This window comes from Roseicyclus marinus (genome assembly GCF_036322625.1).
GTDB lineage: Bacteria > Pseudomonadota > Alphaproteobacteria > Rhodobacterales > Rhodobacteraceae > Roseicyclus > Roseicyclus marinus_A.
On sequence record NZ_AP027266.1, the window covers coordinates 2,531,447 to 2,547,354 of the forward strand.

At 67.2% G+C, this 15,908-nt stretch carries 12 protein-coding genes; 8 read left to right on the forward strand and 4 right to left on the reverse strand.

Annotated features, from left to right (window positions below; translation table 11 throughout):
* The first annotated feature begins 126 nt into the window (after positions 1-126).
* From xdhA to AABA51_RS12115, 8 genes are all read left to right on the forward strand, one after another.
* Complete coding sequence (xdhA, locus tag AABA51_RS12080; RefSeq protein ID WP_338272150.1) at positions 127-1,527, forward strand: xanthine dehydrogenase small subunit; 1,401 nt, start codon at positions 127-129, stop codon at positions 1,525-1,527.
* On the forward strand, positions 1,524-3,977 hold the full coding sequence (locus tag AABA51_RS12085; protein WP_338272151.1) for a xanthine dehydrogenase molybdopterin binding subunit: 2,454 nt from the start codon (positions 1,524-1,526) through the stop codon (positions 3,975-3,977). Before xdhA ends, AABA51_RS12085 begins: the two co-directional genes overlap by 4 nt.
* A complete protein-coding gene (gene xdhC / locus AABA51_RS12090; RefSeq protein WP_338272153.1) occupies positions 3,974-4,747 on the forward strand; it encodes a xanthine dehydrogenase accessory protein XdhC in 774 nt (257 codons plus the stop codon). The genes AABA51_RS12085 and xdhC overlap by 4 nt, the downstream gene beginning before the upstream one ends.
* Positions 4,744-6,258 carry an ABC transporter ATP-binding protein gene (locus AABA51_RS12095; protein ID WP_338272154.1) on the forward strand — a complete coding sequence of 505 codons (1,515 nt, stop codon included), beginning with the start codon at positions 4,744-4,746 and terminating at the stop codon, positions 6,256-6,258. Before xdhC ends, AABA51_RS12095 begins: the two co-directional genes overlap by 4 nt.
* The gene (locus AABA51_RS12100; protein WP_338272155.1) at positions 6,255-7,340 is read left to right on the forward strand and encodes an ABC transporter permease; all 1,086 of its coding nucleotides are present in this window, start codon (positions 6,255-6,257) and stop codon (positions 7,338-7,340) included. Before AABA51_RS12095 ends, AABA51_RS12100 begins: the two co-directional genes overlap by 4 nt.
* Positions 7,337-8,260: an ABC transporter permease gene (locus AABA51_RS12105; protein WP_338272156.1), complete on the forward strand. Its 924-nt coding sequence runs from the start codon at positions 7,337-7,339 to the stop codon at positions 8,258-8,260. Before AABA51_RS12100 ends, AABA51_RS12105 begins: the two co-directional genes overlap by 4 nt.
* Positions 8,261-8,333: 73 nt before the next feature.
* A complete protein-coding gene (locus AABA51_RS12110; RefSeq protein WP_338272157.1) occupies positions 8,334-9,413 on the forward strand; it encodes a BMP family ABC transporter substrate-binding protein in 1,080 nt (359 codons plus the stop codon).
* Positions 9,414-9,700: 287 nt separating this feature from the next.
* Entirely contained in the window at positions 9,701-12,205 is a 2,505-nt protein-coding gene (locus AABA51_RS12115; RefSeq protein ID WP_338272158.1) for a GcvT family protein, read from the forward strand.
* A 6-nt stretch (positions 12,206-12,211) separates the two neighbouring features.
* Here the strand turns inward: AABA51_RS12115 and AABA51_RS12120 are convergent, their stop codons facing one another.
* The 4 genes from AABA51_RS12120 to AABA51_RS12135 form a co-directional block, all read right to left on the reverse strand.
* Entirely contained in the window at positions 12,212-12,865 is a 654-nt protein-coding gene (locus AABA51_RS12120) for a DUF938 domain-containing protein (protein ID WP_338272159.1), read from the reverse strand.
* A 41-nt stretch (positions 12,866-12,906) separates the two neighbouring features.
* Positions 12,907-13,989 (reverse strand): NAD(P)/FAD-dependent oxidoreductase, encoded by a 1,083-nt coding sequence (locus tag AABA51_RS12125; RefSeq protein ID WP_338272160.1) that lies wholly within the window; start codon positions 13,987-13,989, stop codon positions 12,907-12,909.
* A 276-nt stretch (positions 13,990-14,265) separates the two neighbouring features.
* The gene (locus AABA51_RS12130; protein ID WP_338272161.1) at positions 14,266-14,898 is read right to left on the reverse strand and encodes a GIY-YIG nuclease family protein; all 633 of its coding nucleotides are present in this window, start codon (positions 14,896-14,898) and stop codon (positions 14,266-14,268) included.
* A 6-nt stretch (positions 14,899-14,904) separates the two neighbouring features.
* Positions 14,905-15,891, reverse strand: coding sequence for a 2-hydroxyacid dehydrogenase (locus tag AABA51_RS12135; RefSeq protein ID WP_338272162.1), 987 nt, complete (start codon positions 15,889-15,891; stop codon positions 14,905-14,907).
* Positions 15,892-15,908 lie beyond the last annotated feature (17 nt).

A 15,908-nucleotide genomic window follows, 5' to 3' on the forward strand; every position in this document is an offset into this window, starting at 1 on the left:
AGGCTTGCAATATGGGCCAAGGCCGGGTTTCCTGTCATCCGGTCGAACAGGAAAACGGGGCCGCGCTCTACGCCGCATCGAGCGCGGGATGACCACCCCGGACAGGTACCGCGGCGGGCAAATCACATGGAAACCAGGTTTCTTCTGAACGGGGAACCTCAGGTCGCGGATACGGGCGCGACCACGACGCTGCTCGACTGGCTGCGCGAGCATCAGCGGCTGACGGGCACCAAGGAAGGGTGCAACGAGGGCGACTGCGGGGCCTGCACGGTCATGGTGACCGACCCCGACGGCACGGCGCGCGCGCTCAATGCCTGCATCCTGTTCCTGCCGCAGCTCGCGGGGCGCGCAGTGCGCACAATCGAAGGGATCGCGGGGCCGGACGGCAGGCTGCACCCCGTCCAGCAGGCGATGATCGACCACCATGGCTCGCAATGCGGCTTCTGCACGCCGGGCTTCGTCGTGTCGATGGCGGTGGCGCATCTGACCGGGCGGCAGGATCACGACGACCAGCTGGCGGGTAACCTGTGCCGCTGCACGGGCTATGCGCCCATCATCCGCGCCGCCCAGGCGGCAAGCACGGCCCCCATCCCCGACTGGATGCGAAAGGATGCCGAAACGCTCCGCGATCCCGGCTTCACCTTTCCAGAAATATGCTCTTCGGGGGGCTTGCCCCCCGCCTGCCCCACCACGGCCGACGACCTGGCCGATTGGTACGAGGCAAATCCAGACGCCACGCTCATCGCGGGGGCGACCGATGTGGGGCTTTGGGTGACCAAGGGCTTGCGCGATCTTGCGCCTGTCGCCTTCCTGAACCAATGCGCCGATCTGCGCGGGATTGTTGCGGATGATGAGACGATCCGCATCGGGGCCATGACCAGCATCGCCGAACTGGGCGCCTTCATGGCCGACCGGCACCCGTCCTTCGCCGAACTGATCCGGCGCTATGGCTCGGTGCAGGTCCGCAATGCCGCGACGATCGGGGGCAATATCGCCAATGGCTCGCCCATCGGCGACAGCCCGCCCGCGCTGATCGCATTGGGGGCGCGCCTGCATCTGCGCAAGGGCGCGGGGCGCCGGGTGATCGCGCTGGAGGATTTCTTTCTCGACTACGGCAAGCAGGACCGCGCGCCCGGCGAATTCGTCGAGGCCGTGTCGATCCCGGTCCAACCCGACCGGCTGGCCTGCTACAAGCTCTCCAAACGGTTCGACCAGGACATTTCCGCCGTCTGCGGGGCCTTCACCATCACGGTGACGGAGGGAAGGGTCGCCGCCGCGCGCATCGCCTTCGGCGGCATGGCGGGCGTGCCCAAGCGCGCCGCCCATGTGGAGGCGGCCCTTCTGGGCCAGCCTTGGGAGGAGGCGACGATCCGCGAAGCACAGGAAGCTTTCGCGCAGGATTTCACACCGCTCTCCGACATGCGCGCCTCGGCCGGCTACAGGCTCCGGGCGACACAGGGGATGCTGATGCGCTATTTCCTCGAGACGCGAGGGGACGCGGTGGATGTGCTGGAGGTGCGGGCATGAGTGTCGCCAAACCGCTGCCGCACGATGCGGCCCCGCTCCATGTCACGGGACAGGCGCGCTATATCGACGACATCCCCGTGCCTGCGGGCTGTCTGCACCTGGCCTTCGGGCTGTCGCCCATCGCCAGGGGGCGGATTAGGGACCTCGACCTCTCCGCCGCCCGGTCGGCACCGGGCGTTGTCGAGGTGATCGCGGGTGCCGATCTCGATCCGATCCCCGATTGTTCGCCCTCGGCCCATGACGAGCCGCTCCTGTCGGACGGGACGATCCATTACGCGGGCCAGCCCCTGTTTCTCGTGGCCGCGACAAGCCATCTGGCCGCGCGCCGCGCCGTGCGCCTCGCAAGCCTCGATCTGGCCGAGGAGACGCCGATCCTCGGCGTCGACGAGGCGCTCGCGGCCAATTCCCGCTTCGAGGATGGGCCGCGCATCTATGCCAAGGGCGATGTGGAGGCCACGCTGGCCCGCGCCCCCCGTATTCTCGAGGGCCGGATCGAGGTCGGCGGGCAGGAACATTTCTACCTCGAAGGGCAAGCCGCCCTCGCCCTGCCGCAAGAAGGGGGCGACATGATCGTCCATGCCTCGACCCAGCACCCGACCGAGATCCAGCACAAGGTCGCCGATGCGCTGGGCCTGCCCATGCATGCCGTCCGCGTCGAGGTGCGGCGCATGGGCGGCGGGTTCGGCGGCAAGGAAAGCCAGGGCAATGCGCTGGCCATCGCCTGCGCGCTCATCGCAGCGCGCACCGGGCGGCCCGCCGCAATGCGCTATGACCGCGACGACGATTTCACCATCACCGGCAAACGCCATGACATCCGCGTCGATTACCGGGTGGGCTTCGACGAGACGGGGCGGGTTCTGGGGGTGGATTTCACCCATGCGCTGCGCTGCGGCTGGTCGATGGACCTGTCGCTGCCGGTGGCCGACCGGGCCATGCTGCATGCCGACAATGCCTATGACCTGCCCGCCTGCCGCATCACCTCGCACCGGCTGAAGACCAACCACCAGAGCGCCACCGCCTTTCGCGGGTTTGGCGGGCCGCAGGGCATGGTGGGGATCGAGCGGGTGATGGACCATGTCGCCCATGCGCTCGGCCGCGACCCGCTGGAGGTGCGGCGGGTGAATTATTATGCCGAGGCGCAGGCGGAGCCTGCGGGAGCCTCCGGCGGGAGTTTTCCTGCAAAGATGAAGCAAGGCGTGCGCCTCGAGACTGCCGATCTGGCGGGGCGGGGGGCCGTGGCCGTGCCGCAGAGCGCGGGGGGCAGCCAGCGCTACGGTGGTGCGCATTCGCCGGTGCCGGTGCCGGGCCGGGACGGGCTGACACCCTACGGGATGAAGGTCGAGGATTTCATCTTGCACGGGCTGACCGAAAGGCTGGCGGAGAGCTGCGATTATGCCGGGCGGCGGGCGGCCATCGCACAGTGGAATGCCGCCAATCGCGTGCTCAAGCGCGGCATCGCGCTGACGCCGGTGAAATTCGGCATCTCCTTCACCCTTACGCATCTGAACCAGGCCGGTGCGCTGGTGCATGTCTACCAGGACGGGTCGATCCAGATGAACCATGGCGGGACCGAGATGGGACAGGGTCTGTTCCAGAAAGTGGCGCAGGTGGCAGCACAGCGCTTCGGCCTCGGCATGGACCGGGTGAAGATCACCGCGACCGATACGGGCAAGGTGCCCAACACCTCCGCCACGGCGGCCAGTTCCGGCAGCGATCTGAACGGGATGGCCGTCCGGGCCGCCTGTGACGAGATCCGCGCGCGCATCGCCGCCGTGGTCGCGCCCGACTTGCAGGCCGCGCCGACCGAGATCCTCTTCGAGGAGGGCATGGTCCGGGCCGGGGGCGCCGAGATGTCCTTCGAGGAGGCGGTGAAACGAGCCTACATGGCGCGCGTCAGCCTGTCGGCGACGGGGTTCTACCGCACGCCCGACCTGCAATGGGACCGGATCGCGGGACAGGGGCGGCCGTTTTTCTATTTCGCCTATGGCGCGGCCTGTTCGGAGGTGGTGATCGACACCCTGACGGGCGAGAACCGCATCCTGCGCACCGATATCGTGCATGATGCGGGCGCCAGCCTGAACCCCGCGCTCGACATCGGGCAGGTGGAGGGGGGCTTTGTCCAGGGCGCGGGCTGGCTCACCACCGAGGAGCTGGTCTGGGACGGCCAGGGGCGGCTCAGGACGCATGCGCCATCGACCTACAAGGTCCCGGCCTGTTCGGACCGGCCACCGGTGTTCAACGTGGCGCTCTGGGACCAGCCGAACCGGGCCGAGACGATCTATCGCTCCAAGGCGGTGGGCGAGCCGCCCTTCATGCTGGGCATCTCGGTCCTGATGGCCTTGTCGGACGCCTGTGCCGCCTGTGGCCCGCACTATCCCGACCTTCAGGCCCCGGCGACGGCAGAGGCGGTTCTGGCCGCCGTCGACCGGGCGCGGGGGGCTCTGCCATGAGCGGCATCCGCGTCACGATTGCCGCCGTGCAGGGATCGGCCCCGCGCGAGGAAGGGGCGGCGATGCTGGTCCGCGGCGACGGGATCGAGGGGACGATCGGCGGCGGCGCGCTGGAATGGGAGGCGATGCGGATCGCGCGCCAGATGCTGGCCGATGGGCGCGCGCGGGCCGAGCACCGCTTCCCGCTGGGCCCCGCGCTCGGGCAATGCTGCGGCGGGGCGGTCACGCTCAGCTTCGAGGCAGTCGCGGGGCTGGAACGGGCGCGGGGTGCGGATCTCTGGATCTGGGGGGCGGGCCATGTGGGCCGGGCCATCGTGGGGGTCATGGCCCCCCTGCCCCATGTCACGATCACCTGGGCCGATACCGGACCTGCGCGCTTTCCCGACCCACCGCCCGAGGGGGTGGAGATCATCGCCGCAGCCGATCTGCCGCGCCTGATGGCGCATGCGCCCGTCCATGCCCATCACCTGATCCTGACCTACAGCCACGAGATCGACCTTGCGCTCTGCCATGCGGCGCTGACGCGCGGCTTCGCATCCTGCGGGCTGATCGGATCGGCGACGAAATGGGCGCGGTTCCGGTCGCGGCTTGCGGCATTGGGGCACGGGGATGCCGAAATTTCGCGCATCCTGTGTCCGATCGGGGACCCTGCCCTAGGCAAGCACCCGCAAGCCATTGCCCTTGGCGTCGCCGGACGGCTAGTGAAAGAGCATCTGCACAAGGAATCGGCATCCAAGCCGATCCACCGGGGGAAAGTGATACGCTCGTGACTGCGCTGCTCGCCATCGAGGGGCTGACCAAGGCTTATCCGGGCGTCGTGGCCAATGACGACGTGTCCTTTGTCATCCAGCCGGGCGAGGTGCATGCCCTGCTGGGGGAAAACGGCGCGGGCAAATCGACCCTCGTCAAGATGATCTACGGGCTGGTCAAACCCGACCGGGGTGCGATGCGGCTGAAGGATGCGGCCTATGCGCCGTCCGAGCCACGCGCCGCGCGGGCGGCGGGTGTGGCCATGGTGTTCCAGCATTTCAGCCTGTTCGAGGCCCTGAGCGTGGCCGAGAACATCGCGCTCGGCATGGAAAACCCGCCCAAACCCCGCGATCTGGCCGAACGCATCCGGCACGTGAGCGAGACCTATGGCCTGCCGCTCGACCCGTTCCGACTGGTGGGCGATCTGTCAGCGGGCGAGAGGCAAAGGGTCGAGATCATCCGCTGCCTGTTGCAGGACCCGGGGCTCTTGATCATGGACGAGCCCACCAGCGTCCTGACCCCGCAGGAGGTGGAGATCCTGTTCCACACTCTGCGCAAGCTCGCCGCAGAGGGCACCGCGATCCTTTATATCTCGCACAAGCTCGAGGAAATCCGCACGCTTTGCGATACGGCCACGATCCTGCGCCTGGGCAAGAAGGTCGCGACCTGCACCCCGCGCGAGGTGACGGCGGCGCATATGGCCGAATTGATGGTGGGCAAATCGCTGAGCCAACCCGCGCGCGACGCCCATGAGCCGGGCGAGGTGCTGCTCAAGGTCGAGGGATTGAGCCTTGCCGCATCCTCCCCCTTCGGGACCAGCCTGCGCGATCTGCGGCTCGAGGTCCGGGCGGGCGAGGTTCTGGGCATCGGCGGGGTTGCAGGCAACGGGCAGGATGAATTGCTGTCGGTCCTGTCGGGCGAGGTGCCGGTCGCCGCGGGGGCCGTGCAGCTCAAGGGCGCGGATATCGGCGCGCTGGGGCCCAATGCGCGGCGCGACAGGGGGCTGCTGTGCGCGCCCGAAGAACGGCTGGGCCATGCGGCGGCCCCCGACATGAGCCTGACGGAAAACGCGCTGCTCACGGGGCGCGGGCGCAGGGCGCTGGAGGCGCGGGGTCTTGTCGATTGGGCGCGCACGCGCGGCTTTGCCGAAGACATCATCGCGCGCTTCGACGTGCGCACGCCGGGGCCGGGGGTGGCCGCCCGCGCGCTGTCGGGCGGCAATCTGCAGAAATTCGTCATCGGGCGGGAAATCCTGCAAGATCCGGTGGTTCTGGTGGTCAACCAGCCGACATGGGGCGTGGATGCCAGTGCGGCGGCCGCGATCCGGCAGGCGCTGCTGGATCTCGCGCAAGGGGGGGCTGCGGTCATCGTCATCAGCCAGGATCTCGACGAGCTTCTGGAAATCTCGGATCTCTTTTGCGCGCTCAACGAGGGGCGGCTTTCGGCACCCCGGCCTGCGCGCGGCCTGAGCATGGAGGACATCGGCCTGATGCTCGGCGGGGCGCATGACATGCACGAGGTGGCGCTGTGATCGTGCTGGAAAAACGGCCCCAGCCCTCGCGGTTCTGGGTGGTGGGCGCGCCGGTTCTGGCCGTTGTCCTGACCATGATCGCAGGCGGCATCATGTTCGCGGCGCTGGGCAAGAACCCGGTCGAGGCGATCCGGATCATTTTCTGGGATCCGCTTTTTTCCGAACGCTTCGCGGGCTTTTCGCGCCCGCAACTGCTGGTCAAGGCGGGGCCGCTGATCCTGATCGCCATCGGCCTGTCGCTGGGGTTCCGGGCGGGCATCTGGAACATCGGGGCCGAGGGGCAATATATCGTGGGGGCGCTGTTCGGGGCGGCCTTTGGCCTCGCCTTCTGGCCGTCGGAACATCCGCTGATCTTTCCGGGCATGATCGCGGCGGGGCTTTTGGGGGGCTTTCTCTGGGCGATGATCCCCGCGCTGCTCAGGGTCTATGCGCGGACCAATGAAATCCTCGTCTCCCTCCTGTTGGTCTATGTCGCGGAGGCGATGCTGGCCTCGGCTGCGACCGGCTGGCTGCGCAACCCCGAAGGATCGGGGTTTCCCGGTTCACGCAACCTTGCGCGCAATCCCGGCACCGACAATCCCGAGCTGATCGCGGGCACGGGCATGCATTGGGGGGTGCTCGCCGCCTTCATCGCGGTGATCGGAGCTTACGTGATCTTTTCGCGCCATATCCTTGGCTACCAGATCCGGCTGGCGGGCGAGGCGCCGCGCGCCGCGCGCTTTGCGGGCGTGAATGCGGGGCGGCTTGTCATCTTATGCCTTGGCGTGTCGGGGGCGCTGGCGGGGGCTGCGGGGCTGTTCGAGGTCGCGGGGCCTGCTGCGCGCATCTCGATCGATTTCAACGTGGGCTACGGGTTCACGGCGATCATCGTGGCCTTTCTCGGGCGGCTCAATCCCATCGGCATCCTGCTTGCGGGGCTGTTGATGGCGCTGACCTTCATCGGGGGTGAACTGGCGCAGCTGATGCTGGGCATCCCGGCTGCGGCGATCCAGGCCTTCCAGGGGATGTTGTTGTTCTTCCTTCTGGCTCTCGACGTGTTGGCCAATTACCGCTTCCGCTGGAAACGGGAGGTTTCGGCATGATCATCGATCCCGTCACGCTCATCGTCGCGCTGATCACGGTGGCCACGCCCGTGCTTTTGGCCGCCATCGGCGAATTGGTGGTCGAGAAATCGGGCGTCCTGAACCTCGGGGTCGAGGGGATGATGATCATGGGCGCGGTCTGCGGTTTCATCACGGCGCATCAGACCGGATCGGTCGCGCTGGCCTTTGCGGCGGGGATGGCGGGCGCGATGGCCCTGTCGCTGGTCTTTGCCGTCCTGACGCAGGTGTTGATGGCCAACCAGGTCGCATCTGGGCTGGCGCTGACGCTGTTCGGCCTGGGTCTGGCCGCCCTTCTGGGGGAGGGCTATTCCGGCCTGCCCGTGCCTGCCGTCACCCGCCCCTTCCCCGAAGCGATGCAGGCGATCCCGGTGCTGGGTCCGATCCTTTTCTCGCATTCCGTGCTGGTCTACGTGGCCATCGCCCTTGTCGGTGCGGTCTGGTTCGTGCTGGCGCGCACGCGGACGGGCCTTGTCATCCGGGCCGTGGGCGAGAACCATGACGCGGCCCATGCGCTGGGCTACAAGGTGGTGCGCATCCGCTTTGCCACGATCCTGTTCGGCGGAGCCTGCGCGGGTCTGGGCGGGGCCTTCCTGTCGGTCGTCCGGGTGCAGAACTGGTTCGACGGGATGACGGCGGGCGCAGGCTGGATCGCGCTGGCGCTCGTGGTCTTTGCCTCGTGGAAAGCGGGGCGGGTTCTTTTGGGCGCATGGCTTTTCGGGGGGATCGCGGCGCTGCAACTGCGGCTTCAGGCGGCCGAAGTGGGGGTGCCGGTGGCGCTTCTGGATGCTTCCCCCTATCTGGTAACGATCATCGTTCTGGTCATCATCTCGTCCGACCGCAGGCGCGCGGCGCTCAATGCCCCCGCAGCCCTTGGTCGGGCCTTTCATGCGGCAAGCTGAGGGCGACGCGGCGCAGGCCCGGACATCAAGACACACACGAACACGCAAACCCATCCAACACGGAGGACATCACATGACACTGCTTCCCAGATTGCTCGCCTCGGCGGCGCTCGTCGCAGGGCTCGCCCTGCCGGCCGCGGCACAGGACGACCCGTTCCAGGTCGGCTTCATCTACGTCGGCTCGCCGGGCGATTACGGCTGGACCTATGAACACGACCAGGGCCGTCTTGCCGTCGAAGAGCATTTCGGTGACGCCGTCGAAACCGTCTATCTCGAGAACGTGCCCGAAGGTGCGGATGCCGAGCGCGCGATCACCCAGATGATCCTCGGCGGGGCCGACATGATCTTCACCACCTCCTTCGGCTTCGGCGAAGCGACCAACGCGGTCGCGGCGCAATTCCCCGATGTCTATTTCGAGCATGCCACGGGCTATCTGCGCGAGCATCCCAATGTCTCGACCTACAACGCCCGCTTCTACGAAGGCCGCGCCGTTCTGGGCCATATCGCGGGCCACATGACCGAGAGCAACATCATCGGCTATATCGGGTCCTACCCGATCCCCGAGGTGATCCAGGGCATCAACTCGGCCTTCCTGCATGCGCGTGAGGTCAATCCCGATGTCGAGATCCGCGTGGTCTGGACCTACACCTGGTTCGACCCGGCGGTTGAGGCCGATGCCGCACAGGCGCTGATCGATGCGGGCGTCGACGTGCTGATGCAGCACACCGATTCGACCGCCCCCCAGACCGTGGCGCAGGAAGCGGGCATCATCAGCTTCGGCCAGGCCTCCGACATGATCCAGTTCGCACCGCGTCCGCGCGTCGCCTCGATCATCGACAACTGGGCCCCCTATTACATCCGCCGCGTCGGCGAGGCGATGGAAGGGACCTGGGAACAGAGCGCCGTCTGGGAAGGCATCGACACCGGCATGGTCGTGATCGGCGAGATGACCGACGCGATCCCCGAAGACGTGCGTGCCAGCGCGCAGGCCATGATCGACGCGATGGCGGCGGGCGAATACCACCCGTTCACCGGCCCGATCAACCGCCAGGACGGCTCGGTCTGGCTTGCTGACGGCGAGGTTGCCGATGACGGCACGCTGGCCGGTCTCGACTTCTACGTCGAGGGCATCACGGGCGAGATCCCGAACTGATCCGGGCAGAGATGCCCGCGAAAGGCCCGCCCCCGTGGCGGGCCTTTTCGTGGCGGGGCGGCCCACGAATTTTCGTACGAAAATTCGTGGGCACCCGACCCGGCGCGCTTCATGCCGATGGCCGGCCCGTTGAGGGCGCATCGCATCGAGTTTTTTTGCCAAGATGAAGGGGGGCCACGCGCCCTTGTCGCTTTCGCGCGAATTTGCGTCGGGTGGGCGTGGCGCGGCCGAGCCACCTCGGGCAGGTAGGGTCAGCATTCTTGCGCGTTTCGCCCGAAGGACCGGCCATGAAGACCCATGTCAAAGCTCTTGTCGTCGGCGGCGGCGCCGTCGGCACCTCGATCGCCTATCACCTGGCCCGCGCGGGGTGGCAGGATGTGATGCTTCTGGAACGCGACGAGCTGACATCGGGCTCGACCTGGCATGCGGCGGGCCTGCTTCCGCTGTTCAACATGGGCTATGCGACAAGCCACATCCACGATTACAGCGTGAAGTTCTACAAGACGCTCGAGGAGGAAACCGGGCTCAACGCGGGCTTTTCGGTCGTGGGCAACCTGCGCATGGCGCAGACGCAGGACCGGATGGACGAATACATGCTCTACGCGGCGACCGCCGAAAGCGTGGGCATCCCGGTCGAGTGGATGACGCCCGCCGAGATCAAGGCGCGCTGGCCGCTCGTGCGGACCGAGGATCTGAAGGGCGCGATCTATCACCCCACCGACGGCTACATAAACCCCGCCGATGTGACCATGGCCATGGCCAAGGGCGCGCGCCAGCGCGGTGTCGCGATCGAGCGGAAATGGCAGGTCGACGGCTATCACTGGACGGGCTCGGCATGGCAGGTTTCCGTGACCAAGATGGTGGAACAGGGCGGCAATCTTGTTCCCTCCGACGAGACAGCCGTGATCACCGCCGAACATGTGGTGACCGCGACCGGCAACCATGCCCAGCGCACCGCGCGGCTTCTGGGGATCAAGATCCCCGCCATCCCGGTCGAGCACCAGTATATCGTGACCGAACCCGACCCGGCGCTGGTCGACTGGCGCAAGGCCGGCAACCCCGAGCATCCCGTGCTGCGCGATGCGGACGCCAAATGGTATGTGCGCGAGGAGCGCGGCGGCTGGATTCTCGGCCCCTATGAGAGGAATGCCCCCGCCCGCTTCCTCTATGACGTGCCCGAAAGCTTCCGCGCCGATCTGTTTCCGCTCGATCTGGAACGGATCGAGGAGGAATACATGAGCATGATCCACCGCATTCCGACCTCGGAAACGGTGGGGCTGAAGGACGATTACAACGGCCCGATCTGCTACACGCCCGATGGCAACCCGCTGGTGGGCCCCGCGCCGGGCCTGCGCAACATGTGGCTGGCCGAAGGTTTCAGCTTCGGCATCACGGCGGCGGGCGGCACCGGCTACTACCTTGCCCAGATGATGGTCGAGGGCGAGGCCGAGATCGACATGGCCTCTCTCGATCCCAAGCGCTACGGGCCCTGGGTCACCACCGAATATGCCGCGCGCAAGAACGAGGAATGCTACGAGCATGTCTTCATCCTGCATCACCCCGATGAAGAGCGCGAAGCCTGCCGCCCCCTGCGCACCGCCCCCGCCTATGACCGCCAGCGCGCGATCGGGGCGCAGTTCGGCTGCGTGAACGGCTGGGAACGGCCCAATTACTACGGGCCCAAGGACGCGCCCGCAGGCTTCGACCATGACACGCGGTCCTTCCGCCGGGGCGGCTGGTGGGAGCATGCCCGCGCCGAGGCCGAGGCGATCCGCAATGCCGCGGGCCTGATCGACGCGACGGCCTTTGCCAAGCACCTTGTGCGGGGGCCGGGTGCGACCGAATTCCTTGACCGCTTCACCACCAACAAGCTGCCCAAGGTCGGGCGGATCAACCTGACCTATGCGCTGACGGGCGCGGGCACGGTGCGAACGGAATACACGATCGTGCGGCTGGCCGAGAATGAATATTACCTTGTCTCGGCGGGCGCCTGGGCCGCCTATGACGGCGATCACCTGCTCAAATCGGCCGAGGATTTCATGGCCGCGGGCGGCGGCTACATCGACATCCACGACGTGACCACGCAATGGGGCGTCTTTGCCATCGCGGGGCCGAAATCGCGCGACGTGCTCAAAGAGCTCGTCAAGGATGCCGATCCCGACACGGTTCTGGGCAACAAGCGCTTCCCCTGGCTGTCGATGCGCAACATCGAGCTGGGCATGTGCCCTGTGCGCGCGATCCGGGTGGCCTATACCGGCGAATTGGGCTGGGAATTGCACCATCCGATCGAGATGCAGACCTATCTCTGGGACCAGCTGATGCGTGCGGGCGAACAGCACGGGTTGAAACCCGTGGGCGCGCGGGCGCAGAACTGGCTCCGGCAGGAGAAGAGCTATCGCGCCTTCGGCACCGAATTGGGGCGCGACGCGACCCCGCTCGAAGCCGGGCTCGACCGGTTCGTCGATCTGGACAAGGACTTCACCGGCAAGGACCGGATGCAGGCCACGGGGCTGCGGGCGGCTTGCGTCACGCTTCTGATCGACGGGCCCGCCGATGCCGACCCCTGGGGCCGCGAGGCGCTTGTGCTGGACGGGGAAAAGATCGGGCGGCTCACCTCGGGCGGCTATTCCGTCGCCTTCGGCAAGCAGATCGGCATGGGCTATGTGCGCCCCGATCTGACCGCCGTGGGCACCAGGCTCAAGGTGCGCATGTTCCGCGAGCTGTGGGATGCCGTGGTGGTGGAGGACAGCCCCCATGACCCGACCAATGCCCGCATCCGGCAAGATGGGTGAGACGGCTCAGGCCGCCCGTTCGAAGACCAGAAGCAGGTTGTTGGCGGGCATCGCCACCGTCTCGACATGGCGCAGACCTGCGCGGACCAGCGTCGCGCAGGTGTCGATCACATCCTTGTAGCCGATGGTAGAATCCTGCGCCCTGAGGCTTGCGTGAAAGGCGGCGTCGCCGTCGCTCGTCGCCTCCCCGTCGCGCAGGAAAGGGCCGTAAAGCGCGAAGATCCCCGATGGCGCAAGGCTTGCCGCAACCTCCGTCAGCAGCGTTTCCGCCTCGGGCCCGGAGATCAGGTGCAACAGGTTCACGAGAACCACCAGGTCGGCGGGGCCATGCGCGGCCGCCCAGCCGGGCCGTGCCGCATCGAGCGGAAGGGGGGGCAGGATGTTGGACAGACCCGCCGCCGCCGTCCAGGCCGCGATGGAGGCGCGGCGCAGAGCATCCGGTTCGGTCGGCTGCCATGTCAGGCCGGGACAGGCCTCGGCAAAGACCACCACATGTTCCCCCGTGCCCGAGGCGATTTCGAGCGCGCGCCCCCGCGCGGGTGCAAGCCGCACCAGTTCGGCGGCGATCAGGTCGCGGTTGCGCAGGGCGGACGGGGCCGAAAGCCGCGCATCGCCAAGCCCCTCACCGCCCCCATCGGGAAGATCGAGCTTGCGGATCATGGCGCGGGCCGTGGGCGGATGCTGCGGGGCATGGCGGCCATCTACCGGAACCGCACGGGCGACAGGGCCGCGACGATGGCTTCGGGCAGGACCGGCGCGCGCCCCGCGACCAGATCGGCCACCAGACGCGCGGCGGCAGGCGCGGTCTGGAACCCGTAGCCGCCCTGCCCGGCCACCCAGACGAAACCCGGGCTTTCGGGATCGGGGCCCAGAACCAGCGTGCGGTCGGGGGCGAAGGTCCTGAGGCCCGCCCAGCTTGCTGTCAGGCGCGTCACCTCCTCGGTCACGAAATGTTGGTAGCTCGCGATCCCTTCGGCCAGGCGCATGTCCTCGGGCCAGGCGTCATGGGGGGCCTCGACCGGGTCTTCGTCGGCGGGGGACACGATCATCTGGCCCGCATCGGGTTTGGCATACCAATGTTCGCCCGCGCCCAGCAGCATGGGCCAGCGGGCCACGTCATGGCCCGTGGGCGCGGGCACGCGTGCCACCGACCGGCGGAGCGGCGTCAGCCCGATGGGCGCGACCCCGGCCATGGCCGCGATGGCATCCGCCCAGGCCCCTGCCGCATTCACGAGGATGCGCGCCTCATGCGTCTGTCCGGCGGCAGTGACCTGCCAGCCGGTGGCGTGGCGGGTGATGGCGGTGACGGATGCGCCGGTCTGGACCCTGCCGCCATGGCTGCGGATGACCCGCGCGTAATGCTGGATCAGCCGGTCTGTATCGATGTCCCAGGCATCGTCATGGACCGCCGCGCCCGTGATGGCCTGCGGGTTCAGGGCGGGAACCAGCGCCGCCGCCTCGGCGGGGGAAATCACCTCGAGCCCCATCTGGCCTGCGTCATGGGCAAAAAGATCCTCCTCGCCCGGACCGGCCAGAAGCATCAGGCCCCGCGGGCTGAGGACCCCGCCATCCAGCGTCTCGTGATCCGCGCGGGAGGCGAGGTTGAGCGCGATGGTGGTGGGTTTTCCGTATTGCGCCTCGTATAGCGCGGCCGACCGGCCCGAGGCGTGATAGGCGAGCGCGGGTTCCGCCTCCAGCAGCAAAACCTTGCCCAGCGCGGCCAGATGCGCACCCGCCGACAGCCCCGCAATGCCACCGCCGATGATGAGAAAGTCATGGGTCATGGGGGGATGGGTGGCATGGGGCGGGGGTCGTGGCAAGGGGTGGGGATGGTGGCAAGGGGTGGGGGTGGACGAAAGGCACGGACCAGACCACCGGAGGGCGGCGGGTGGCCGCGGACTGCCGCTGCGCCATCAGGGGTCTTCCCTTTATCGCGCCACATCCGGATGACCTCGATCCGCGCGCTGGCGTCACCAAAGCGGCTGGCCGGGGGGCGGCCATCCGCTGCCCGGGCCGCTGGCGCGGCTGTTCCGGGCGTGGGACCGTTCAGCTGTCTGACACTAACCGCGCCCCTGCATGTTCCATTCAGGTTTCAGGAAGGAAATCAGACCAAGTTCGAGCCCCGCTGACGTGTTCACAGGTAAACCGTTCCAAGTCGACGCTTCAGGTGTAGCGCATAAAAGGCGAAGCCGAACGCCTTTCATAAGTTCCCCTCGCAACTGGGCATTTATTCGGCTGGATGTCCGCTGCCTTTCGTGACCACGCCGGTAGTCGTTCATGCGGGCTCTCAAGGTTCGGTTGCTTATTCCGATATAGACCACGCTCTGGTCGCGTACGATGGCGTAAACACCGGGACGTGAAGGCGGGGTTTCGTCCAATACCGGCTTGCCCTCCTCATCCAACTTGAAATCGCCGACATACTCGAAGCCACGGCGCAGCAAGTATGACCAGTCTCGATCAGGTCGGATCTGGAGGGAGGATTCGCCGATCAATGCCACGGTCGAGGTTGTGACCTTTCGCAGGTCGGGAAATCGTTTGCGCTTCCAATGGCCGTATTGCGTGTTGGCCGTCGACTTGTTGATACCCTCAGCCACGCAGGCTGCCACGACATCCGCCCGTGACGCTGGATTTGTTGCTCCCGCCGTCAAAGCATCCGCAACTTCCCAAATTCGCGCAGTAATCGTTACAGCCATCCCCCCTCACAACATGCTCGGCACCACCAGATCCGGCGGCCTGTGCCCGTCGGCGAAGGTCTTGATGTTGATGATCACCTTCTCGCCCATCTCGATCCGCCCCTCGCGCGTGGCCGATCCCATATGCGGCAAAAGCACGACGTTGGGCAATTCGCGCAGGCGCGGGTTCACCTCGCGGCCCTTCTCGAACACGTCGAGCCCCGCCCCCGCGATCTCGCCCGCGCGCAGCATCCGCGTCAGCGCATTCTCGTCGATGACCTCCCCGCGCGAGGTGTTCACGATCACCGCCTGCGGCTTCATCAGCTTGAGCCGGCGCGCATTCATCAGGTGAAAGGTCGAGGGCGTGTGCGGACAATTCACGCTGATCACATCCATCCGGGAAATCATCTGGTCGAGGCTTTCCCACCACGTCGCCTCCAGCGCCGCTTCGGTATCGGGATGCAGCCTGCGACGGTTGTGGTAGTGCACCTGCATGCCAAAGGCATGGGCCCGCCGCGCGACCGCCTGACCGATCCGCCCCATCCCCAGGATGCCGAGCCTCTTGCCCGCGACGCGCCCCCCCATGAAGGCGGTGGGCGCCCAGCCGTCCCAATTGCCCGATTGCATCACCGCCATCCCCTCGGGCAGGCGGCGCAGAACGGCCAGGATCAGCGCCATCGCCATGTCGGCCGTGTCATCGGTCATCACGCCCGGCGTGTTCGACACCAGGACGCCCCGCTGGCGCGCGGTCGCCACGTCGATGTGGTCGACCCCCGCCCCGTAATTGGCGATCAGTTTCAACCTGTCGCCGGCCTGCGCCAGCATCGTGCCGTCGATCCGGTCGGCGATGCAGGGCACCACCACATCGGCCTGCGCCATCGCGGCCACCAGATCGGCGCGCGACATCGGCGTGTCTTCCTCGCGCAGGCGGACATCGAACAATTCGGTCATCCGCGTCTCGACGATCTCGGGCAACCGTCGCGTCACGACAACACTCAACCGCTGAGCTGGCATCGGACCCTTCCCTCTTC